The sequence below is a fragment of the Pseudomonas sp. NFACC14 genome, assembly GCF_900106885.1.
GTDB lineage: Bacteria > Pseudomonadota > Gammaproteobacteria > Pseudomonadales > Pseudomonadaceae > Aquipseudomonas > Aquipseudomonas fluorescens_AA.
The window spans coordinates 86,128-107,578 of sequence record NZ_FNOA01000005.1 but is presented as its reverse complement, the minus strand read 5'-3'; the positions used below and the strand labels follow the sequence as shown (position 1 = coordinate 107,578).

Below are 21,451 nucleotides of genomic sequence, written 5' to 3'. Positions count from 1 at the left end.
GATGGGCGGAAGGCGTCTGTTTGCGCGGTGCCCAGCCCTAGCCCTGAGTCGGCATTGGCCGTAAGCTGCGCTGGCCAAGATGGCCGTTAACCGTGTACGCAGAGGTACCCATGCGAATTCTATTGGTCGAAGACAACCGTGACATCCTGGCCAACCTGGCCGATTACCTGGGGCTCAAGGGCTACACCGTCGATTGCGCCCAGGACGGTTTGTCGGGGTTGCACCTGGCGGCGACCGAACATTACGACCTGATCGTGCTCGATATCATGCTGCCAGGCATCGACGGCTACACCTTGTGCAAGCGCCTGCGCGAAGACGCCCGGCGCGATACGCCGGTCATCATGCTCACCGCACGGGACCAGTTGGACGATCGCTTGCAGGGCTTCAAGTCCGGTGCCGATGACTACCTGATCAAACCGTTCGCCTTGTCGGAACTGGCGGCGCGGATCGAAGCCGTCATGCGTCGTGCCCAGGGCGGTGGCCGGCGGGCCTTGCAGGTCGGCGACCTGAGCTACGACCTCGATACCCTCGAAGTGACGCGCGAAGGCAAGCTGCTCAAGCTCAACCCCGTCGGCCTGAAGCTGTTGGCGGTGCTGATGCAGAAAAGTCCCCATGTGCTGCGCCGCGAAATCCTCGAGGAAGCGTTGTGGGGTGACGATTGCCCGGACAGCGACAGCTTGCGCAGCCATGTCCATCAACTGCGCCAGGTGATCGACAAACCGTTCGAAAAGCCGTTGTTGCACACCGTGCACGGCGTCGGCTATCGCCTGGCCGAGGGCCGCGATGGAGTTTAAGCAAAGCCTTGCCCAACGGATCATCATCGCGTTTGCGCTGATGAGCGCATTGGTGGCCGGTGCGTTCGCCATGGGCATCGTGGCGACGGTCCATCTGGTTGAAGAGAAACTGATCTCCGCCGGGCTTGGCGGTGATCTGCAACGCCTGCTGTTGATGGACAGTGTCTCGGACTGGAACCATCGGCCGGAACCCGACCAGTTGTTTTATTTCAGTGGCGGCCCGGGGGATTTCGAGTTGCCCAAGGATCTGCGCCATCTGGAGCGCGGTTTCCACGAGGTGTTTCGTGAGCAGCTGTCCTATCACGCCATGGTCGAGATCGTTGACGGCCGACACTACGTGTTGCTGCAAGACCAGAGCGACTTCGAAGAGCGCGAACGGGTACTGTTCGCCGTGGTGCTGGTGGGGTTCGTGCTCAGTCTGGCGCTGGCGGTATTTCTGGGCTGGGTCCTGGCACGGCGGGTGATGGCGCCCGTGGTTCGCCTGGCCCGGCAAGTGCGTCATCGCGATCAGCTCTTGGGGCTCGCGCCGCCGCTGGCCCCGGATTATGCCGCCGATGAGGTGGGAGAGCTGGCGGTGGCGTTCGACGCCACACTGGGACGTTTGCGCCAGGCCTTGACCCGCGAGCGCTTGTTTACCAGCGACGTGAGCCACGAGTTGCGCACACCGTTGATGGTCCTGGCGACCTCTTGTGAGTTGCTGTTGGAAAACCCGGCGCTGGACCCGCGCGGTCGTACCCAGGTCGAGCGTATCAATCGGGCCAGTGAAGAGATGCGCGAGCTGGTGCAGACCTTCCTGATGCTCGCCAGGGCCGAGCGTGAAGACAACGGCATGTCGCCTCGGCTGACCCTGGGGCAGGTGGCCGAGAACCTCCTTGGCGTATGGCGTGCCCCCATCGAATCCAAAGGCCTGACGCTGATCTTCGAACCCGGGCAAACTGTCGACACCCTGTATAACGCCACGTTCCTGACGGCCGTGATGGGCAATCTGTTGCGTAATGCCCTGCACTACACCGACCATGGATTCATCCGCCTTTCGCTGACCACCACCGGATTCGTGGTCGAGGACAGCGGCGTGGGAATTCCCGAGGAGAAGCGCGAAGCGATGTTCGAGCCGTTCGTGCGCGGTAACGAAAAACGCGGCGAGGGCTTGGGATTGGGCTTGTCCCTGGTACAGCGCATTTGCGAAAACCAGGGCTGGACAGTCAGCCTCAGTACGATGGAGCCCAACGGTTGCCATTTCGAAGTGGAATTGAATCCAAAGGGCTAAGCCCCTATGCTGAAAAGTCTTGTAAACATTGGAGCGTTTACCTGACTTTATTTTCACAAAGGCATGACATTCCGATTCATAAGGTGGGGTCGATCAGTCATCGAGGCCCGCCTAATGTCCAAACCCATCAAGCTGGAATTTTCTGAAAAATACGACGAGCTGCATGCCAGGGAATATTTTCATAAGCATCGCCGTGGCTTGAGTCGCCGTCTTTCCAACCAGCGAGACCAACAACTGGCCCGGCGTGCATTGGCCCTCGTCGGAGACCCCGGCCTGGTCCTGGACCTGCCTTGCGGTGCGGGGCGCTTCTGGCCTTTGCTGGCCGAAAAACCGAACCGAGTCATTATCGGCGCGGACAATTCCGCGGCCATGCTCAGTACGGCATTGGAGGCTCAACCGAGCGATGTCGTAAAACGGGTACGGCCCTTGCACACTTCTGCGTTCGACATTGCCTTGCCTGATAACGCCGTCGACAGTATTTTTTGTATGCGTTTGTTGCATCACATTGGTGAACCCGCGCATCGACTGGCGATTCTCAAGGAATTCGAGCGTGTCAGCCGTGACAGCGTGATCGTTTCATTGTGGGTCGATGGCAATTTCAAGGCCTGGAAACGCAAGCGTCTGGAGCGCACTCGTGGGCAGAAAGACTACCAGAATCGATTTGTGTTACCGACAGATACAGTAGAAGAAGAGTTTCGACAGGCTGGGTTTCGTATTCAGGAACGGCTGGATTTCCTACCGCTCTATGCCATGTGGCGAGTTTATGTATTACGCAAGAGGTAAGGGCATGGGTGTACAGGCAGCAGAGACGTCAACAATTCTCCTCGACGACTTCGAGCATTTCTGGCGTCAGCAGGGTGAGTGGGTGGAAGAGCCCAATGTGCGTCGCGGCGGTGAAAGCGGTGTGCAACGGATCAGGGACCAAGACGGCAAGCTGCTTTATGCCAAGCGTCAGACCGGACACATTTATCGCAGTTGGCTGCACCCGTTCGGTCGGCCGACCGTGCTGCGTGAACAGGATGCACTGCTGGCGTTGACTCGGCTTGATGTCCGCGTCCCCCAGTTGATTTTCTGTGGCGCCCAGCGGGACCCGGTTCATAAGTGGCGTGCGCTGCTGGTGACCCAGGCGCTGGAAGGTTTTGAAGAGATCGAGCACTGGTATGCCGGCGGTGGGCGCGAGCGTCATGGCGAAGCGGTGCATGATCAAATCCTCCTGGCGCTGGCTGAAAACCTGGCCCGCATGCACAAGGGACGCTGGCAGCATGGCTGCATCTATATCAAGCATGTTTTTGTGCGTGTGACCGGGGAGGGCGAGGCGGCTAAGGCCGAAGTAGCCCTGCTGGATTTCGAGAAGTGCCGTCAGCGTCTGACCGCCCGGCGTGCGGCTTCCCATGACCTGAAGCAACTGCGGCGCCATTCGTCGTTCAGCGATGCCGACTGGAAAAAACTCGTCTACTTTTATGAGACGGCGTTTGGCAGCGCTATCAAAGGTTTATAGCGATGAAACTAGAAATTGCTAGAGGTTTGTTTTTAGTCGGAGCCCTGGCAGTTACGTCGATGGCGGTGGCTGTATGGGAACAGCCACGCTCGCAGATCCTCAGTGCCTCCAGTGCGGGTGCGCATTGTCCCCTGCCGCGTGTGGCAAAGGCGAGCGAGGCGATCCGACCGGACGATGATCTGCTGCTGTTCATGTTCAGCCTGTCCCAAGGGATGAGGCCTCAGAGTTGAACATCACGAAGCCAAAAAGGCCTCGCCTGTGCGAGGCCTTTTTTTTCCTGTCGCAATCTCCGGTCGAGCACTAAAACCTGTGCGAGGGAGCTTGCTCCCTCGCCGCAAAAAACATCCAGTTCCCTTCTGGCCGCCTTCAGTGTTTGTCCGGCCTGGCCAGCAGTGTGTAGACGCAGGGCAGCACAAACAGGGTGAACAAGGTACCAATCGACATGCCCGTGGCGATCACCGTGCCGATGTCGAAGCGGCTCACTGCCCCGGCGCCGGTGGCGAAGATGAGCGGCACCATGCCGAACACCATCGCCGCAGTGGTCATCAGCACCGGTCGCAGACGAATCGACGCGGCTTGTTCCACGGCTTCGCGCGGCGACAGGTTCTGTTCCCTGCGCAACTGGTTGGCGAACTCGACAATCAGGATCCCGTGCTTGCTGATCAGGCCGATCAGCGTCACCAGGCCCACCTGGGTATAGATGTTCATGCTCGACCAGCCGAGGAACAGCGGAATCAGGGCACCGCAGATGGACAACGGCACGGTCACCAGGATCACCAGCGGGTCCCGGAAGCTTTCGAACTGCGCGGCCAGCACCAGGAAGATAATCGCCAGGGCCAAGGCAAAGGTCACCCACAACGCGCTGCCTTCCTGTACGAACTGACGTGAAGCCCCGGCGTAATCGAAGGCGAACCCCACCGGCGCTTCCTCCCGGGCGATCTGGCGGACGGTCTCGATGGCCTCGCCCATGCTCACGATGGGAAAGCCTGAAATCGTCACCGCATTGAGCTGCTGGAACTGGTTCAGTTGCCGCGGTCGCGCCCGGTCGCTGACCTTGATCAGGGTCGATAGCGGTAGCGATTCACCCTTGGCATTTTTCACGTAGTAATTGTTCAGCCATTCCGGGTTGTCCCGGAACGGTCGTTCGACCTGGGCGATGACCTTGTAGCTGCGGCCTTCGAGGGTGAAGCGATTGATCTCCGATTCCCCCAGCAGAGTCGCCAGGGTACCGCCCAGGTCCTGCATGGAAACACCCATCTGGGCGGCCTTGGCGCGATCGATATCCACCACGACTTCTGGCTTGTCGAACGCAAGGTCGATGTCCATGAACGCGAACTTGCCGGAATCCAATGCGCGCTTTTTGACCCGGTCGGCAACCTCCAGCAGCGTTGCGTAGTCCTTCGGGGAGTTGATGACGAACGCGAACGGCAAGCCTTCGCCGGTGCCCGGCAGCGAGGGCAGGTTGAAGCCGAAGATCTGCAAGCCAGGCACGCTTTCCAGCTTGGCCTGGACCTCGGGCAGGATCTCCATCTGGGTGCGGTCGCGTTCGTTCCAGGGCTTGAGCAGGAAGCCACCGATGCCCGACTGCACGCCGTTGTAGCCATTGATCTGGAACGAGGAGTAGTACTCCGGGAACTCCTTGAAAATGGTAATGAAGTGATCGGTATAGGTGTTCAGGTAGTCGAGGTTGGTGGGCTGCGGGGCGTTGGCCATCATGAAGATGATGCCCTGGTCCTCGTCGGGAGCCAGTTCGGATTTGCTGAACATGACCAGCACCGGGATCAGCAGCAGCACGATCACCGCGAACACCAGTACCACCGGCCGGGTGTTGAGCGTGCCATGGAGCATGCGCTGGTAACGGCTCTTCAAGCGTTCGAAGAGCATGTCCAGCCGATGGGCCAGCCCCGAGGGGTTTTCATTGTGGCGCAGGAGCAGGGCGCACATCATGGGCGACAGGGTCAGGGCGACGATCCCGGAGATCACCACCGCCCCGGCCAGGGTCAAGGCGAACTCCTTGAACAAGGCGCCCGTCAGGCCCTCGAGCAGGCCGATCGGTGCATACACCGCCGCCAGGGTGATGGTCATCGAGACCACCGGCATGGCGATTTCCCGGGCACCTTCTATCGCGGCGTCGAACGGGGTCTTGCCTTCCTCGATGTGCCGGTGAATGTTCTCCACCACCACAATGGCGTCGTCCACCACCAGGCCGATGGCGAGCACCATGGCCAGCAGCGTCAGCAGGTTCATCGAGTAGCCCATCAACTGCATGAAGAACATCACGCCGATCATCGACAGCGGGATGGTCACCACCGGGATGATCACCGAACGCAGGGCGCCGAGGAACAGGAACACCACGACGATGACGATCAGCACCGCTTCGAACAGGGTTTTCACCACCTCGTCGAGGGACGCCTGGATGAACAGGGTGGCGTCGTAGGCGATCTCGGCCTTGAGGTTGGTCGGCAGTTGCGCCTCCATCTCCGGCATGATCTTGCGCACTTCCTTGATCACATCCAGCGGGTTCGCGCCCGGCGTGGCCTTGATCCCGATGTACACCGAAGGCGTGCCACCAAAGGAACTGATGGTGTCGTAGTTCTCGGCGCCCATTTCCACGCGGGCCACGTCCCGCAGCAACACGCGGCTGTCGCCGTCGGTCTTGAGCGGGATCGCGGCGAAGGCCTCGGCGGACTTGAGTTCGGTGTTGGCGTTGATGCTGGTGACGACGTATTCGCCTTTCACTTCACCGGCGGCGGAGAGGAAGTTGTGCTGGCGCACGGCATTGGTCACGTCGGCGGCGGTCAGGCCGAAGCCGGCGAGCTTGACCGGGTCCAGCCACAGGCGCATGGCGAAGACCTGGTTGCCGAGGATCTCCGCCTCGGCCATGCCGGGCAGTGTCGCCAGCTTGGGCTGGATCACCCGCGACAGGTAGTCGGTGATCTGCGGGTTGTTCAGTTCCTTGCTGAAGAAGCTGATGTACATCAGCGCCGAGGCATCGGCGGCCTCGCGGCTGAGGACCGGGTCCTCGGCATCCTGGGGCAACTGGTTCTTGACCTCGTTGGCCTTGGCCAGCAGTTCGGTAAAGAGCCGGTCGCTGTTGGAACCGATGCGGGCATAGACAGAAATCACCGAGAAATTCTGGCGACTGACCGAGGTCATGTAGTCGATGCCCTCGGCACTGGCCAGGCTCTGCTGCATCGGTTGGGTGATGTAGCCCTGGATGGTCTCGGCGTTGGCCCCGGGGTAGGCGGTGGTCACCGTGATCAGGGCGTTTTCCATTTGTGGATACTGACGCAGGGGCAGCTTGCTCCAGGCCTGGAAGCCCAGCAGTACGATCGACAGGCTGACCACGGTGGCGAGCACCGGGCGACGGATGAACGGATCGGTAAAAGCCATGGGGGTTCCTTGATCAGTCCGCCCGCGGCGAGCTGTTCTGTTCGGTCAGGGTCTTGTCGTCGCTGATGGCGATCGGCGTACCGTTATCGAGCTTGAGCTGGCCGGCGATCACGACTTGTTCGCCGCTCTGCACGCCTTTGGAAACCAGCACCTGCCCGTCGCGTCGCTCGCCGGTTTCAACGAAGCGCCGTTCGGCGATCAGGACCGGCTGCCCCTTGCCGTCTTTCTCGACTGTGCCGTCGGCGGCTTTCTTTTGCGTCACCACGTACATGGAGTTGCCGTAGAGGGTGTAGGTCACGGCGCTTTCCGGCACGACGATTCCGGCGACCACGTCCGGCAGGATCACCTGCAGGTTGGCGAACATGCCGGGCAGCAGCTTGCCGTCGGGGTTGGCCAGGGTGGCGCGCACCAGGACGTTGCGGGTGCTGTCCTCGACCTTGGGGTTGATCGCACTGATGGTGCCGACGAAGGTCTGCCCGGGATAGGCCGAGACGCTGACGTTGACCGATTGGGCAACAGCGAGCCGGGGCACGTTTTGCTCGGGCACGTAGAAGTCCACGTACAGGCTGCTGAGGTCTTGCAGGGTGGCGATCACCGTGCCGCTGGCCAGGTAGTCGCCGACATCCACCTGGCGAATGCCGATGGTGCCGCTGAACGGCGCCAGGATGTGTTTCTTGGCCAGCGACGCCTTGAGCTGGTTGACCGTGGCCTGGTTCTTCTTCAGTTGCGCCGAGAGCCGGTCGAATTCGCCCTTGGAGATCGCCTGGCTGCCCACCAGTTGTCGGCCGCGACCGAAATCCACTTGCGACAGGCCCAGGTCGGCCTCGGCGGTTTCCAGCAGGGCGCTTTCGACTTCGCTGTCCAGTTGCAGGAGCGGCTGGCCGGCCTTGACCTTTTGCCCGGACTGGAACTGCACCTTCTGCACGGTCCCGGCGATTTCCAGGCTCAGGTCCACCCCTTGCAGCGCCTTCAGGCTGCCGACGGTGGGCAGGCGAGCCTGCCAGGGTTGCTGGGTGGCCGTGGCCACGGCGACGCTGACCGGAGGTTTCGGCTTGGAGAACGACTGGATCTGCTGGTAAACGGAGAAGGCCTTGTAACCGGCGAGCAATAGCACTACCAGCAGGACAACACCCAACATGATCAGCATGCGGCGTCGCAGCATGTTCCACTTCCTTGGAAAGAGCTGAGAGAAAATACAGATAGGCGGGCACATTACTCTGAGTGTGCGGGCTATTCCAGATGCTGACGGGCCGGTGATGCGTGGGATTTTTCCGAAAAATCAGGGAGCTCGGCACCGATGGGCTTCGCTCCCTTGTTCAGGCCAGATGCAAATGGTTGTCCCAGAGCCCTGCCGGCAGATCCAGGGGTTTTGCAACCAGTTGTGTCTGGCGGCAATCGTAATAGCGGCAACGTCCTTGGCCCGACGTCACGACAAAACCGTCGGTTACCGCGCCCACACCGGCACAGTCCGGCAAGGGGGCATCCAGGCGGACCTCGCCACTGTCCAGGTCCCAGATGAAGAAGCGGTTGCCGCGTGGGGCGGTCAGGGCCACCAGGCGCAGGTCGCTGTGCACAGCGACGCTGGCGGTGTAGTGCCCCATGGCCTGCAATTGTTCTTCGGGCACCGGGAATGCCTGGAACGGCTGCCCTGGCCGCTTGATTGCCACCAGTTCCGACGATTCGTGGGCAGCGCCCATGAACTGCTGGCCGGAAACGATGGTGCCGTCACTGGCGATGCCGAGGTGGCGCACGCTGTTCATCGATTGGGCGAGAGTTTCCTTGCTCAGCAGGGTGCCATCGCGTTGCATCAGCACCAGGCTTGGCTCCATGGCGTCGAGGTTCATTTCGACCCGGCTTTCGGCCTCGGTGCGAATGCCGCCGTTGGCCACCACCAGCGTCTCGCCATCGGGCATCCAGGACACCTGGTGAGGACCGATGCCATGGGTGGACATCTCGCCGCTGTGCACCAGCCGCTCGCCTTCGAAACGGTACACGCCCAATAGGCCGCGTCCCGGGTCGGTGGTGTCGTTCTCGGTGGCGTACAGCCATTCGCCGCTGTTATGGATGACCGCGTGGCCGTAGAAATGCCGGTTCGGCAACGAGGCGATGGTTTGCAGCAGGGCCCCGTCACGCAGGTCGATCAAGTAGCTTTCGGTGCCTGGACGACGGGCGACGAACAGCGCAATCGGTTGCGTCGGGTGATGGATGATGTCATGGCAGCGTTGGCCGACCTGGGTGGCGAACACCCGCGTGCCGTCCAGTCGATAACCGACGGCGTAATGCTTGCCGTCGCCATCGTCCCGTGCCGAAAGCAAGAGTGGGTGCTTGTCCTTTTGCTTGAACAGCGTCCAGCCGCCCAGGGTGACGGCGCCGAGCAGCAAGCTGCCCAGTGCCAGGACCTGACGTCGAAACATGATCAGTCACCGTCGTTGGCATTGAAGCCCAGTTGGATGCCCAGCGCCTTGGCCAGTTCGCCTTCGTGCAGGCGATGGACGACGTTGAGGCTGTCGTACAAATCGTTGAGTTGCTGGCGCCCGGCATCGTCGTTGAGCATTTCGGTCAACGAGCGCTGGCTGCTGGCGAACAGTTTCAAGGAGGCATCGTAGGCGGCGTCGATCTTGTCCGCCAACGGTTTCTGCTCGCTTGGCAGCAGGCCGCGCAGGCCTTTGTTGTCCACGCCGGCCCAGACGGTCCTGGCCGCGCTCAGGCTGGCTTCCAGCCCTTGCAACGACGACTGGCTGCGCCAGGCGTCGGCCTGGAAAGGCTGAGGTACGCCCTTGCTCTGGCGGCCCATCGGCGTGCCGAGTTTTTTCTTCAGCGTGTCCAGGGCCGTGACCTGCACGCGCAGCAGATCGGCGATGGCCTCGTGGGAGTCGGCGTAGCGCTGGTTGGGGAACTTGCTCATCTGGGCGAGCATGCCGTCGTTGGCGTTCCACCCCGACAGGATCTCTTCGGCCAGTTGTTTCTGGCGTTCGCCGATTGCAGTGAGCAGCGGGCAGTACTTGGCTTTCTGGGCACTGTCGGCCATGTCGATTTTTGCGTCGAACAGCAGGTATTCGTAGGCCGAGAGCCCTTGTACGACAACGCTGGACTTGGCCAGGCCGGCGGCGTCGATCTGTGGCTGGCTGTTGACCAGTTGCTCGACCTGACGGCCTACCAGGTTTTTCTTGTCCGGCCAGAACTGCACCTGCCAGGCGCGGTTGCCCTCGGCCAGCGGGCCGATCAACAGGGGTTGCAACTCGGCCCAGGCTTTTTGCGCCTTGAGGAAGTCGGCGCGGGCGGTGTCCAGGGTTTCCTTGCCTTGGCAGAACGCCAGGGCGCTGGTCGCCAGTTGCCGGTCGGCCTCGACCCAGCGGCTGTAGGTCGGCAGGATCACTTGCTTGGCGATGGCGGCCGAGGTGACGGCTTGTGGGTCCTGGGGCGAGCAGGCACCGAGGGCGAGGGCGGCGAGGCTGGTGAACAACAGCTTGGGACGGAACATGTCAGGCTCCCATTTCTGGAAAAGGCATTTAAAGGGAATTCAGAAAGGCCAGCAACGCAGCGCGTTGCTCGGCATTGAACGCTAAAACCTGGCGTTGCGCCGCTTGTGCTTCGCCGCCATGCCACAGCACGGCTTCGAGCAGGTTGCGGGCACGACCGTCATGCAGGAACTGGGTGTGGCCGTTAACGGTTTCGGTCAGGCCGATGCCCCACAGCGGCGGGGTTCGCCAATCACGGCCGCTGGCCTTGAATTCGCTGCGGTTGTCGGCCAGGCCTTCGCCCATGTCGTGCAGCAGCAGGTCGGTGTAGGGGCGGATGACCTGGTTCGCCAGCTCCGGTTCGGCAGCATGGGCGGACGTGGTGTATTTCGGTGTGTGGCAAGACTGGCAGCCGGCCTGGAAAAACAGATTCTTGCCCGCCAGTACCTGAGGAGAATTCACCTCGCGACGGGCCGGCACGGCGAGGTTGCGGCTGTAGAACAGCACCAGTCGCAGGATGTTGTCGCTGACTTCCGGCTCGCCGTCCGGGCCGTTGCCGCTGGGGGCGCGCTTGCAATCGACCTGGGTTTCGGTGCAGTCGTCGAAGGGCCGCAGGCTCGTCGTCAGGCCCATGTCACCGGAGAACGCATGGACGTTCTGTTGGTTGAGGTTGGGCTGCCCAGCCTTCCAGCCAAACCGTCCAAGTACGGTTTTCTGTTGGGCATCGTCCCAGACCTGGTTGGGACGACCGGCGATGCCGTTGTTTTCCCGCGCCTGGGCTTTGGCGTTGGCGAGGATGGATTCGTCAGGGATCGCCTCCAGCAACCCCAGGCCGATCATGGGCGGAGCGACACGGGCGGAAAAACGCGTGTCCGGGTGCATCGGCCCATAGGCCAATTGGGTGATTTGCAGGTTTGGCTTGCGCAGCTCCACGACGGTGCCGTCCTTGAAGCGCACCGGGACGGGGCTGTAATCGACCCGGACTTTACCTTCGGGAGCGACACCGGGGACAGACATGTCCTGCAACTGCCCACCGTAAACCGGCTCCGGCACCACCCCCAGTTGTTCGATGACCTTGGCGTAGGGCGGCGCATCGGGAATCGACAGGCGTACCAGCATCGACACCGCGCTGGCGGCGTCCGGTGCCGGCGGATGACCGCGACCGTCCTTGATGTGGCAGTTCTGGCAGGCGTTGGTGTTGAACAACGGGCCGAGGCCGTCCCGGGCGGTGGTGGTCGAGGGGGCGATCACCCAGGGGCTGCGGAAGAAACTGTTGCCGACGCTGAAATCCACGCGCCGCGAAGGTGGCAGGTTGGCCGAGGGCAGGGAAAAGGCGTTCTGATCGCTCTTGCGAACCGTCGCGGCACCACCGGAACGGGCTTCACCCGGTTCAGCCTGGGTAAAACGCGGGGCGTCATCGCAGGCACTCAGGCCCAGGGCCATGAACAGTGCACATAAACGAAGAGGCAACGACGGCATCGGGTGACCTGGGAGAGAGGTTAAAAGAGGGCGCAAAGTCTAACAGGGCCGGGGAGTTTGAATAAGAGGAATTATCGTTTGGTTTGTGAAGCCTGCGTGGTTCTGGAGCTACGTAGGAGCTGTCGAGTGCAACGAGGCTGCGATCTTGTCCCAGACAATTGAATCTGGAGTGAAAGATCAAAAGATCGCAGCCTTCGGCAGCTCCTACAGAACTCAGCGGGAGCTTAAGGCTGGACAACAGCCCCCGGCACCAGCGGCAGTTCCAGTGTTGCAATGAAACCGCCTTCGGGATGGTTGCCCAACACCAGCGCACCGCCATGGCGCTCGGCGGCACGACGCGCAATCGCCAGGCCCAGGCCATGGCCGGCGGCGGTCTGGCCGGGCGCGCGGTAGAACGGTTCGCCCAATTGCCCCAAGTGTTCGGCCTCCACGCCAGGCCCGTGGTCGCGCACGCTGATCAGGATCCGTTCGCCCTGGCGTGCCGCGCGCATCTCGATGGGTTGCCCGGTCGGATTGAATCGCTGGGCGTTACGCAGCAGGTTGTCCACCGCTCGCTCGATCATGGTCGGCCAGCCCTTGAGGGTCAGGCCTGCCTCGGTTTCAAGCTGCACGGTTTGCTCCGGTGACGCCAGTTGTGCATCTTTTTGCAGGGTGAACAGCAAACCGTTGAGGTCCACCTCTTCGGCGCCGGCGTTGTCGGCGTCGACCCGGGCCAGGACCAGGATTTCGCTGATCAACGCTTCCAGGCGATCACATTCGCGGGTCAGGCGTGGCCAGAGTTTTTCACGTTCCTCGGGGCTGGCCCGTTCAGCCAATGCCAGGGCAATGCGCAGGCGGGCCAGGGGCGAGCGCAGTTCGTGGGATACGTCGCGCAGCAGTTGGCGCTGGCTGGCGATCAAGCTTTGCAGGCGCGCGCCCATGCGGTTGAAGTCGGTGGCCAGCACGCCGAACTCGTCTCGTCGGTTGGCCAGCTTGGCGAGGCTGTTCTGCTGGTAGGCGGCCTGGCCCAGGTCATGCACCGCGCCGCGCAGTCGATTCAGCGGACGGGTGATGGAAAGCGTCACCAACAGGCTGAACAAGGTCAGCACCACCAGCGCGATGCCCAGTGCACTGAGGGGCCAGAGCAGGCTGCCGCGGTGCCAGGCGTCCAGTTCGGGATGGGGAATGCGGTAGATGAACAGGTACGTGTCGCCACTTTTGGCGCTGGTGAACTCGTCGGTCAGCCGCCGCCAGGGCAGGCGTCGGTCGTCGTTGTTCTGCCTGGCCTCGAAGGCCGCGGCACGATGGGGGAAGGTGCCGCGTACCACCGGGTCGCCGCTTTCGTTGAACACCTGGACGTCGATGTGATACTGGCGCTTGCGCTGTTGCAGGATCTCCTGGGCGGCATCCTCGCCCTGGGTTTCGTAGGTTTGCGTCCACTCTTCGGGCAGGGTATTGAGGCCCGGGTGACGGCTGAGGATCCAGGCGTCCTGGTTCAGCATATGGCCCATCAGGATCGAAAGTCCTGCAACCAGGGCGATGGCCAGCCAGAAACTGGCCAGGATGCGCCAGAACAATGAACGCACGATAAATCCTCGGAAACAAAGAAAGCCCAACGGCGATTGGCCGTTGGGCTGGGCAAGCGTCAGTGCATTATTGCGCTTTTTGCGGTTGTTGCGCTTTCCAGGCTTTGAACTCAGCCCACTCGGCGCGGCGTTCGGCCTGTTTCTTCTGGATCGCGTCGAATTCCTTTTGCTGCTCAGGCTTCAGCAAGCCACGGATCTGGGCATCGACTTTCTCGTGCCGGGCCTGCATTTCGTCCTGCATGGCTTTCTGGTCGGCTGGCGACAGCTTGGCCAGGTACTTGTCGACCAGTTCCCGTTGTTCGTGGCGCTGCTCGCCCATGATCCGGCGAATCTGCTGGCGTTGTTCGCGGCTCAGGTCCAGTTGACTGTAGGGGCCTTTGTCGTGCATCTGGCCGCCGTGGCGCGGGCCGTCCATCGGGCCCATCGGGCCGGGGCCTTCGGGCATGGCCATGGCGACGGTCGGCAGGGCGGCAGCGAACATCAGAGCGATAAGGGTCTTGCGCATGGTGTGTCTCCTTGTCTCATTCCCGGTCAGTTCCGGATGTGTGCAGATTACGGAGATCAAGGTCAGCGGCGGTCAGGGGGGCGTAAAGCTTGGGTAAAGACGGTTTGGTTCGGACCTGACAAACACCGGCAATTCAACGTCAGGCCTATCACCTGTAGGAGCTGTCGAGTGCAACGAGGCTGCGATCTTTTTCCAGACAATTGAGTCGCAAGTGAACGCCTGCAAATCAGGATCAAAAGATCGCAGCCTTCGGCAGCTCCTACAGGCTGTAGTAATAACCCCGGCTACGCAGCGCCACGATGCGCGGGCGACCGTCGGGGTGAGGGCCGATTTTCTTGCGCAGGTTGCTCACGTGCATGTCGAGGCTGCGGTCGTACAGGGTCAGCTTGCGGCCCAGGGCGATCTGCGCCAGTTCCTGCTTGTCCAGCGGCTCGCCCGGTTGCTTGAGCAGTGCTTCGAGCAGGCGGCTTTCGGAAACGGTGAGGGTCTGTTCCTGTTCGTCGATGCTGACGACGCCACGCACCGGACTGAAGGTCAGGTCACCCAGCTCGATCTGGCTGGACACCGCCGCCGGATGGCTGCGGCGCAGCACGGCGCGCAGGCGGGCGGTCAGTTCCCGTGGGTCGCAGGGCTTGGCCAGGTAGTCATCGGCGCCCAGTTCCAGGCCAAGGATACGGTCCAGCGGCTCACCCCGGGCCGACAGCATCAGCACCGGCAACTCCGGGTGATCGTTGCGCAGTTGCTTGAGCAGTTCCAGGCCGCTGCCGTCGGGCAGCATCACGTCCAGGACCACGGCAGCCGGGGCGGTTTCGGCCAAGGCCTTGCGGGCACTCTGGCCATCGTGACAGGCGCGGACCTGAAACCCTTCCTGGCTCAGCCAACTCACGAGGAGCTCACACAGCTCCTGGTCATCATCTATCAGTAACAGCTCGCTCATGACTCACTCAATTTAGCCATTGCCGACGTTGTCTACGTCCACCGCTGGCAAAGATACCGCAGAGCAAGGCCAATAGCGCTACCCCGGCACCAATGACGAACCATTGCTGTTGATCGGTCAACAGCCGTGGCAGCGGGCTGGCCTGGGCTTCCTTGAGTTGCAGCTTCAGGCGCTGGTTCTCCTGGCGCAGCCGGGCCAGCACAGCGCTTTCGCGCTCGCTGTCGGCATTTTGCAGCTGTTTGCTCAGCTCTTCACGCTGGCGTTCGCTGTCTTTCAAGCGTTGCTGCAATTCGGCGATCTGGCCGCCGGCGCTCAGGGACAAGGGCGCCGAATGACTGCCCTCGGTGCTTTCCTCGCCATGGGCGGGCGCTCCGATCGCCAACGAGACCAACAACAGGCACAACGGACCTTTGCGCATTGCAACTCCTGAATTCCAATCGAGATTAGACAGGTTGTCGGCCAGCGAACGATAAAGATGAGCAACGGCGGCAATGAGCCGTGAAGGCCCATCGCGCCAGGGGGGATTTACGGCAGGACTTGCTTGAACGGCTTGACCACGACATTGGCGTAGACGCCGGCCGCCACGAACGGATCGGCCTCGGCCCAGGCCTGGGCGGCGACCAGGGAGTCGAACTCGGCCACGATCAGGCTGCCGCTAAAACCGGCGGCGCCCGGGTCATTGCTGTCCACCGCCGGATGCGGGCCGGCCAGCACGATGCGGCCTTCGGACTTGAGCTGTTGCAGGCGCTCCAGGTGTGCCGGGCGCACGGCCAGGCGTTTTTCCAGGGAGTCGGCGACGTCGGTGGCAATGATTGCGTAGAGCATGTCAGTCCTCGGTTTTAGGCGTGGTGGGGTCGGCATCGTGCAGGTGACGGGACAGGTAGATGCCCTGGCCAATCAGGAACAGCAGCGTCATGCCCAGGCTGCCGAAGACCTTGAAGTCGACCCAGTACTCCTGGAACGTGAACGCAACGAACAGGTTGGCGGCGCCGCAGAACAGGAAAAACGCGATCCAGGCGATGTTCAACCGGGTCCAGATCAGTTCCGGCAGGTTGATGGCATGGCCCATGATGCGCTTGATCAGCAGTCGGTCACCGATGAAGTGGCTGCCGATGAACGCGAGGGCAAACAGCCAGTTGACCACCGGGGCCTTCCACTTGAGGAAGGTTTCGCTGTGGAACGCCAGGGTCAGGCTGCCGAATACAAGGCAGGCGATCAGGGTCAGCCACTGGCTCTTCTCCAGCTTGCGCTGGGACACGAACAGCGCGCCGTAGACCACCAGGGAGCTGATGATCAGCACTGCGGTGGCGCTGTAAATACCGCCTACAGTCAAGGAGTGACCGGCGAAATCGACGGCCCGGGGATCAAGTTTGTAGACGATGAAAAACAGCAGGAGCGGGATGAAGTCGATGAATTGTTTCACAGTGGCAGCCAGAAGCAGGATGTGGCGGCATAATAACAAACATCCTTGGCCGCGATAGGGCCAGCTGATTTGAGGTCACAAACTCTCGTGAATGTTGATTTGCACTGCCATAGCACGGCCTCCGATGGCGCCCTGGCGCCTGCGGTTCTGGTGGCGCGGGCGTTCGAGCACGGCGTGCGAGTCCTGGCCCTGACCGATCACGACACCCTCGAAGGCCTCGACGAGGCCCGCAGCGCCGCCACGGCGCTGGGCATGCGGCTGGTCAACGGGGTCGAGTTGTCGTGTACCTGGGGCGGGGCGACCATCCATGTGCTGGGCTATGGTTTCGATGTGAAGGCGCCGGCGCTGGTCCAGGCCATCGCACACCTGCGCGACGGGCGCTGGCTGCGCTCCGAAGAGATCAGCCGCAAGCTGGCCCTCAAGGGCATGCCCGGTGCGCTGGACGGCGCCCGGCAGATCCAGCAGGAACTGGGCGACAGCGGCAACGCACCGGCCCGGCCACACTTTGCCGACTGGATGGTGCGCGAAGGGTTCGTCAAGGATCGCGCCGAAGCGTTCCGCAAATGGTTGGGGGCCGGCAAGCTGGGGGACGTCAAGCAGCACTGGCCGACCCTGGAAGAAACCGTCCAGACCCTGCGGGCCGCTGGCGCCTGGGTCAGCCTGGCGCATCCATGGCACTATGATTTCACCCGCAGCAAGCGCCGCCGCCTGGTCGCCGACTATATTCAAGCGGGGGGCCATGCCATCGAGGTGGTCAACGGCCATCAGCCTGCCGAGCAAGTGGGCAGCCTGGCGATCCTGGCCCGTGAGTTCGGCCTGCTGGTCACCGCCGGCAGTGATTTCCATGGCCCTGGGGGCTGGTCCGAGATCGGCGAATACCGCCCGTTGCCGGAAGATCTGCCACCACTATGGTGTAGATTCAAACATGATCCCGTTACCGCCGCCGTCTGAACAGGTAGAACACGTGAGTCAATTTTTCCAGATTCATCCGGAAAACCCGCAAGCGCGCCTGATCAAACAGGCCGTGGAAATCATTCGTGGTGGTGGCGTGGTGGTCTATCCCACCGATTCGTCCTACGCCATCGGTTGCCAGATCGGCGACAAGAATGCCGTGGAGCGTGTCAGACGCCTGCGTCAACTGGACGACAAGCACAATTTCGCGCTCATCTGCAGCGACCTTTCGCAGTTGGGCCTGTTCGCCAAGATCGACACCGGCACCTTCCGCTTGCTCAAGGCGCATTTGCCGGGGCCCTACACGTTCATTCTCAATGCCACCCGGGAAGTCCCGCGGCTGTTGCTGCACCCGAAAAAGCGCACCATCGGCCTGCGGGTGCCGAGCCATCCCATCGCCCTGGCGCTGCTGGCGGAACTGGGTGAGCCGTTGATGAGCGTGACGCTGATCATGCCCGGCGAGACCGAGCCGTTGACCGATCCCTATGAGATGCGCCAGATACTCGAGCATCAGGTTGACCTGATCATCGACGGCGGTTTCGGCGGCATGTCGGCGTCCACGGTGATCAACCTGGCCGATGGCGAGCCCCAAGTGGTGCGCGTCGGGTGCGGCGATCCGACGCCGTTCATGGTCGAGGCCTGAATGTCCGCCGTGGAAACCGCCGTGGACAATGCCGATAGCCAGGCCGGCGCGCAGCAGGAGTTGCCGTTCGCCATGGTCTATGGCCAGGCGGTCATGGAAATGCCTCTGGACCTTTACATTCCGCCGGATGCGCTGGAAGTGTTCCTCGAAGCCTTCGAGGGACCGCTTGACCTGCTGCTGTACCTGATCCGCAAACAGAACATCAACATCCTCGACATCCCCGTGGCGGAAATCACCCGCCAGTACATGGGCTACGTCGAGTTGATGCAGTCGGTACGCCTGGAACTGGCGGCCGAGTACCTGGTGATGGCGGCCATGCTGGCCGAGATCAAGTCGCGGATGCTGCTGCCGCGCTCGGCGGAGGTCGAAGCGGAAGAGGACGACCCGCGGGCGGAGTTGATCCGGCGCTTGCAGGAGTACGAACGCTTCAAGGTCGCCGCCGAAGGCCTCGATGGCTTGAACCGGGTGGGGCGCGATGTGGTGGTGCCCAAGCTCGATGCGCCCGAAGCGCGGGCGCGCAAGTTGCTGCCGGATGTGAGCCTGGAAGAGCTGCTGATGTCCATGGCCGAGGTCCTGCGCCGGGGCGATATGTTTGAAAGTCATCAGGTCAGCCGCGAAGCGCTGTCCACCCGCGAGCGCATGAGCGATGTGCTGGAGCGGCTCAAGGGCGGCGGCTTCGTGCCGTTCGTCGAGCTGTTCACCGCCGAGGAAGGGCGTTTGGGGGTGGTGGTGACGTTTATGGCGGTCCTGGAATTGGTCAAGGAATCCTTGGTCGAGCTGGTGCAGAATGAGCCGTTCGCAGCGATCCACGTGCGGGCACGAGCCGAATAACGAGCAAATCAATGAATCTGACTGAACCCCGCGAGCTGGCCCCCTTGCTTGAAGCTTTCCTGTTGGCCTCGGGAAAGCCGCAATCGATGGAGCGCCTGTTCGAACTCTTCGAAGAAGGCGAGCGACCCGAGCCGGCCGTATTCAAGAAAGCCCTGACGCTGCTGGGCAAGTCCTGCGAGGGACGGGCTTTCGAACTCAAGGAAGTGGCGTCCGGTTATCGCCTGCAGATCCGCGAGAAGTTCGCGCCCTGGGTCGGGCGCCTGTGGGAGGAGCGGCCGCAACGCTATTCCCGCGCCATGCTCGAAACCATGGCGTTGATCGCCTATCGCCAACCGATCACCCGGGGCGAGATCGAGGATGTACGGGGCGTGGCGGTCAACAGCCATATCGTCAAGACGTTGCTGGAGCGCGAGTGGATCCGCGTCGTCGGCTATCGCGATGTGCCGGGCAAACCGGCGATGTTCGCCACCACCAAGGCCTTTCTCGATCATTTCAACCTGAAAAACCTGGACGACCTGCCGCCCCTGGCCGAATTGCGGGAGCTGGAACCCGAACCGGTACTGGAGTTCGACGACGTGCCGGTGCCCCAGGGCTTGCAGGAACTGGCGGATGCCAGCGCCGAGCCTGAGGAGCCGAAGGAAGAGACCAGTTTCCACTCGTTGTTGCTGGAACTGGACACTATGGAAGAAGGCCTCAAGACCGATTTCGACGACCTGCTGCGTGAGGGGCCTGGTCCTGGGGATGAGTCGGATGAGCCACCCGAGGCCGACCGCGAAGTTGAACGGCAGGCCGAGCCTGAACCCGAAGAAGACATCCTCGGCGTTGCCGAGGCTCGAGAAAAACTGCTGGCCGCCGTTGCCGCCCTCGAACCGCGCGAGCCCGAGCCTGAATTGAGCGACGAAGAAGCCGAAGCCCGTGCCCTGGCCGAGGCGATCGAGAACGAACGGCGCCAGTTTGACGACTGATCCCGCGTGCTGGAAAAACAATTCTGAAACCCCACTATCCTGTGGGAGCGAGCTTGCTCGCGATAGCGGTCTGACAGCCAACGTCATCGTTGAAAGTTAAACCTCTATCGCGAGCAAGCTCGCTCCCACAGGGGAATGCGGTGCATCATGAACTCCACCAAGAGCCGCTGCATTGCGCCACCGGTCGGCGGAAAAAGCGTTGAGCCTGGGTTGATCAGCTAGTCTCAGATGCGCAATCGCTTCAACAGGCGTATGATTCGCGACCCTTTGGCGATCCCTTCGTCCAAGACTCGTTTTCAAAGCGTCAGGCCAAGCCTGACCCGACCACACCGGGAGGTGCCCAGAATGAAAGACCAAGACCAGAACGACAGCCAGGAAATCGGCCCAGCAGGCGAGAAGCTGCAAAAAGTCCTCGCCCGTATCGGCGTCGGTTCGCGCCGTGACGTGGAAGCCTGGATCACCCAGGGCCGGATCAAGGTCAATGGTAAAGATGCCACCTTGGGCCTGCGTGTCGACATGCACGACGCCATCACCATCGATGGCAAGGTGATCAAGCGCGAAGAGGCCGCCGAAACGGTGCGCCGCGTGATCATGTACAACAAGCCCGACGGCGAGATCTGCACCCGTGACGACCCGGAAGGCCGTCCGACCGTGTTCGACAAGATGCCGCGTCCGAAAGAAGGCCGCTGGATCAACATCGGTCGCCTGGACATCAACACCACCGGTTTGTTGATGTTCACCACCGACGGTGAGCTGGCCAACCGTTTGATGCACCCGTCCTACGAGATGGACCGCGAATACGCCGTGCGTGTGCGTGGCGAAGTCGACGACGAGATGATCGAGCGCCTCAAGGCCGGCGTCGTGCTGGAAGACGGCCCGGCGCGTTTCACCGACATCAAGCAGGCGCCCGGCGGCGAAGGCTTCAACCACTGGTATCACTGCGTGGTGATGGAAGGCCGGAACCGTGAAGTGCGGCGTTTGTGGGAATCCCAGGGGCTGGTGGTCAGCCGCCTCAAGCGCGTGCGTTTCGGCCCGGTGTTCCTCAACTCCGACCTGCCGATGGGCCGCTGGCGCGAAATGAGCCAGTACGAAGTCGACATCCTGGCCGCCGAAGTGGGTCTCAAACCGGTGGCGATGCCGCAGATGACCGCCAAGAGCAAGGACAAGCTGGAGCGGATGCAGCGTAAATCCTCGCGCCCTATGGGCAAGACCGAGCGCGTGCGTACGCTGCGTCCGGCTGTTGAAGGTGTGGCGACCGGCCCGCGTCCTTCGCGCGAGCCGCAGATCGAAGGCGAACGCCCGGCCCGCAAGCCTGCTCCTCGCCAGGACGGTGAGCGTGGCCCACGTGCGCCGCGTCCGGCCAATGGTCGGACCGAGCGCGGTGAAGGTCGCGGTGCTCCGGCGGGTCGCGGTACGCCAGTCGCCGATCGCCCGGCCGACACCAAGCGTCCGGCCAAGCCAGCGCCGAAAAAGCGCCCGGGTATCGTCCTGGCCGACCGCGACGCGCCATCGGGCAAGCGCCGTGGTGCACCGGCAGGTTCGGGACAGCGTCCGGGGTTCGGGCGTCGTAAGCCGGAGTGATCGGCGAGCACCCATGAAAAACGCCAACCTTAGGGTTGGCGTTTTTTTTGGCCTGGCTTTCATGATGTGGTGCAGATGAGTCCGCCATCGCGAGCAGGCTCGCTCCCACAGTTGATTTTCAGTGAATGGGAGATATGTGTTCGGCACCGCTCCATCGTGGG

At 62.2% G+C, this 21,451-nt stretch carries 21 protein-coding genes; 10 read left to right on the top strand and 11 right to left on the bottom strand.

Annotated elements, in window-relative coordinates; all coding sequences use genetic code 11:
- Nucleotides 1-110: 110 nt before the first annotated feature.
- From colR to BLU85_RS31365, 5 genes are all read left to right on the top strand, one after another.
- On the top strand, nt 111-794 hold the full coding sequence (colR, locus tag BLU85_RS10590; protein ID WP_024779529.1) for a two-component system response regulator ColR: 684 nt from the start codon (nt 111-113) through the stop codon (nt 792-794).
- Nucleotides 784-2,061 (top strand): sensor histidine kinase, encoded by a 1,278-nt coding sequence (locus tag BLU85_RS10585; protein ID WP_092201583.1) that lies wholly within the window; start codon nt 784-786, stop codon nt 2,059-2,061. The genes colR and BLU85_RS10585 overlap by 11 nt, the downstream gene beginning before the upstream one ends.
- A 114-nt stretch (nt 2,062-2,175) precedes the next feature.
- On the top strand, nt 2,176-2,844 hold the full coding sequence (locus BLU85_RS10580; protein ID WP_092201585.1) for a class I SAM-dependent methyltransferase: 669 nt from the start codon (nt 2,176-2,178) through the stop codon (nt 2,842-2,844).
- Nucleotides 2,845-2,848: 4 nt separating this feature from the next.
- The gene (locus tag BLU85_RS10575) at nt 2,849-3,559 is read left to right on the top strand and encodes a lipopolysaccharide kinase InaA family protein (protein ID WP_092201587.1); all 711 of its coding nucleotides are present in this window, start codon (nt 2,849-2,851) and stop codon (nt 3,557-3,559) included.
- Between the two features lie 2 nt (nt 3,560-3,561).
- A complete protein-coding gene (locus tag BLU85_RS31365) occupies nt 3,562-3,789 on the top strand; it encodes a hypothetical protein (protein ID WP_092201589.1) in 228 nt (75 codons plus the stop codon).
- Between the two features lie 136 nt (nt 3,790-3,925).
- Here the strand turns inward: BLU85_RS31365 and BLU85_RS10565 are convergent, their stop codons facing one another.
- The 11 genes from BLU85_RS10565 to BLU85_RS10515 all read right to left on the bottom strand — a co-directional run bounded on the left by BLU85_RS10565 (nt 3,926) and on the right by BLU85_RS10515 (nt 16,319).
- Nucleotides 3,926-6,952 (bottom strand): multidrug efflux RND transporter permease subunit, encoded by a 3,027-nt coding sequence (locus BLU85_RS10565; protein ID WP_092201591.1) that lies wholly within the window; start codon nt 6,950-6,952, stop codon nt 3,926-3,928.
- 13 nt (nt 6,953-6,965) lie between these two features.
- A complete protein-coding gene (locus BLU85_RS10560) occupies nt 6,966-8,114 on the bottom strand; it encodes an efflux RND transporter periplasmic adaptor subunit (RefSeq protein ID WP_092201593.1) in 1,149 nt (382 codons plus the stop codon).
- Between the two features lie 154 nt (nt 8,115-8,268).
- Entirely contained in the window at nt 8,269-9,366 is a 1,098-nt protein-coding gene (locus tag BLU85_RS10555; RefSeq protein ID WP_092201595.1) for a DUF1513 domain-containing protein, read from the bottom strand.
- Nucleotides 9,367-9,368: 2 nt separating this feature from the next.
- Complete coding sequence (locus BLU85_RS10550; RefSeq protein WP_092201597.1) at nt 9,369-10,433, bottom strand: imelysin family protein; 1,065 nt, start codon at nt 10,431-10,433, stop codon at nt 9,369-9,371.
- Between the two features lie 28 nt (nt 10,434-10,461).
- On the bottom strand, nt 10,462-11,889 hold the full coding sequence (locus tag BLU85_RS10545; protein ID WP_092201598.1) for a di-heme oxidoreductase family protein: 1,428 nt from the start codon (nt 11,887-11,889) through the stop codon (nt 10,462-10,464).
- Between the two features lie 224 nt (nt 11,890-12,113).
- On the bottom strand, nt 12,114-13,454 hold the full coding sequence (locus BLU85_RS10540; protein WP_092201600.1) for a sensor histidine kinase: 1,341 nt from the start codon (nt 13,452-13,454) through the stop codon (nt 12,114-12,116).
- A 67-nt stretch (nt 13,455-13,521) separates the two neighbouring features.
- Nucleotides 13,522-13,959: a Spy/CpxP family protein refolding chaperone gene (locus tag BLU85_RS10535; protein ID WP_072408657.1), complete on the bottom strand. Its 438-nt coding sequence runs from the start codon at nt 13,957-13,959 to the stop codon at nt 13,522-13,524.
- Between the two features lie 259 nt (nt 13,960-14,218).
- Entirely contained in the window at nt 14,219-14,896 is a 678-nt protein-coding gene (locus BLU85_RS10530) for a response regulator transcription factor (protein ID WP_003178772.1), read from the bottom strand.
- Between the two features lie 7 nt (nt 14,897-14,903).
- Nucleotides 14,904-15,314, bottom strand: coding sequence for an SH3 domain-containing protein (locus BLU85_RS10525; protein WP_060740967.1), 411 nt, complete (start codon nt 15,312-15,314; stop codon nt 14,904-14,906).
- Nucleotides 15,315-15,421: 107 nt separating this feature from the next.
- Complete coding sequence (locus BLU85_RS10520; protein ID WP_060740968.1) at nt 15,422-15,721, bottom strand: YciI family protein; 300 nt, start codon at nt 15,719-15,721, stop codon at nt 15,422-15,424.
- A 1-nt stretch (nt 15,722) separates the two neighbouring features.
- Nucleotides 15,723-16,319: a septation protein A gene (locus tag BLU85_RS10515; protein WP_003204874.1), complete on the bottom strand. Its 597-nt coding sequence runs from the start codon at nt 16,317-16,319 to the stop codon at nt 15,723-15,725.
- 87 nt (nt 16,320-16,406) lie between these two features.
- Between BLU85_RS10515 and BLU85_RS10510 the strand changes: the two genes are divergently transcribed.
- From BLU85_RS10510 to rluB, 5 genes are all read left to right on the top strand, one after another.
- Nucleotides 16,407-17,270, top strand: coding sequence for a PHP domain-containing protein (locus BLU85_RS10510; protein ID WP_092201602.1), 864 nt, complete (start codon nt 16,407-16,409; stop codon nt 17,268-17,270).
- A gap of 13 nt (nt 17,271-17,283) precedes the next feature.
- Nucleotides 17,284-17,913, top strand: a complete 630-nt coding sequence (locus BLU85_RS10505; RefSeq protein WP_053124883.1) for an L-threonylcarbamoyladenylate synthase — start codon at nt 17,284-17,286, stop codon at nt 17,911-17,913.
- A gap of 132 nt (nt 17,914-18,045) precedes the next feature.
- On the top strand, nt 18,046-18,744 hold the full coding sequence (locus BLU85_RS10500) for a segregation and condensation protein A (RefSeq protein WP_165826070.1): 699 nt from the start codon (nt 18,046-18,048) through the stop codon (nt 18,742-18,744).
- Nucleotides 18,745-18,755: 11 nt separating this feature from the next.
- Nucleotides 18,756-19,709 carry an SMC-Scp complex subunit ScpB gene (gene scpB, locus BLU85_RS10495; RefSeq protein ID WP_092201604.1) on the top strand — a complete coding sequence of 318 codons (954 nt, stop codon included), beginning with the start codon at nt 18,756-18,758 and terminating at the stop codon, nt 19,707-19,709.
- Between the two features lie 345 nt (nt 19,710-20,054).
- Complete coding sequence (rluB, locus tag BLU85_RS10490) at nt 20,055-21,290, top strand: 23S rRNA pseudouridine(2605) synthase RluB (protein ID WP_092201606.1); 1,236 nt, start codon at nt 20,055-20,057, stop codon at nt 21,288-21,290.
- Nucleotides 21,291-21,451: the final 161 nt, after the last annotated feature.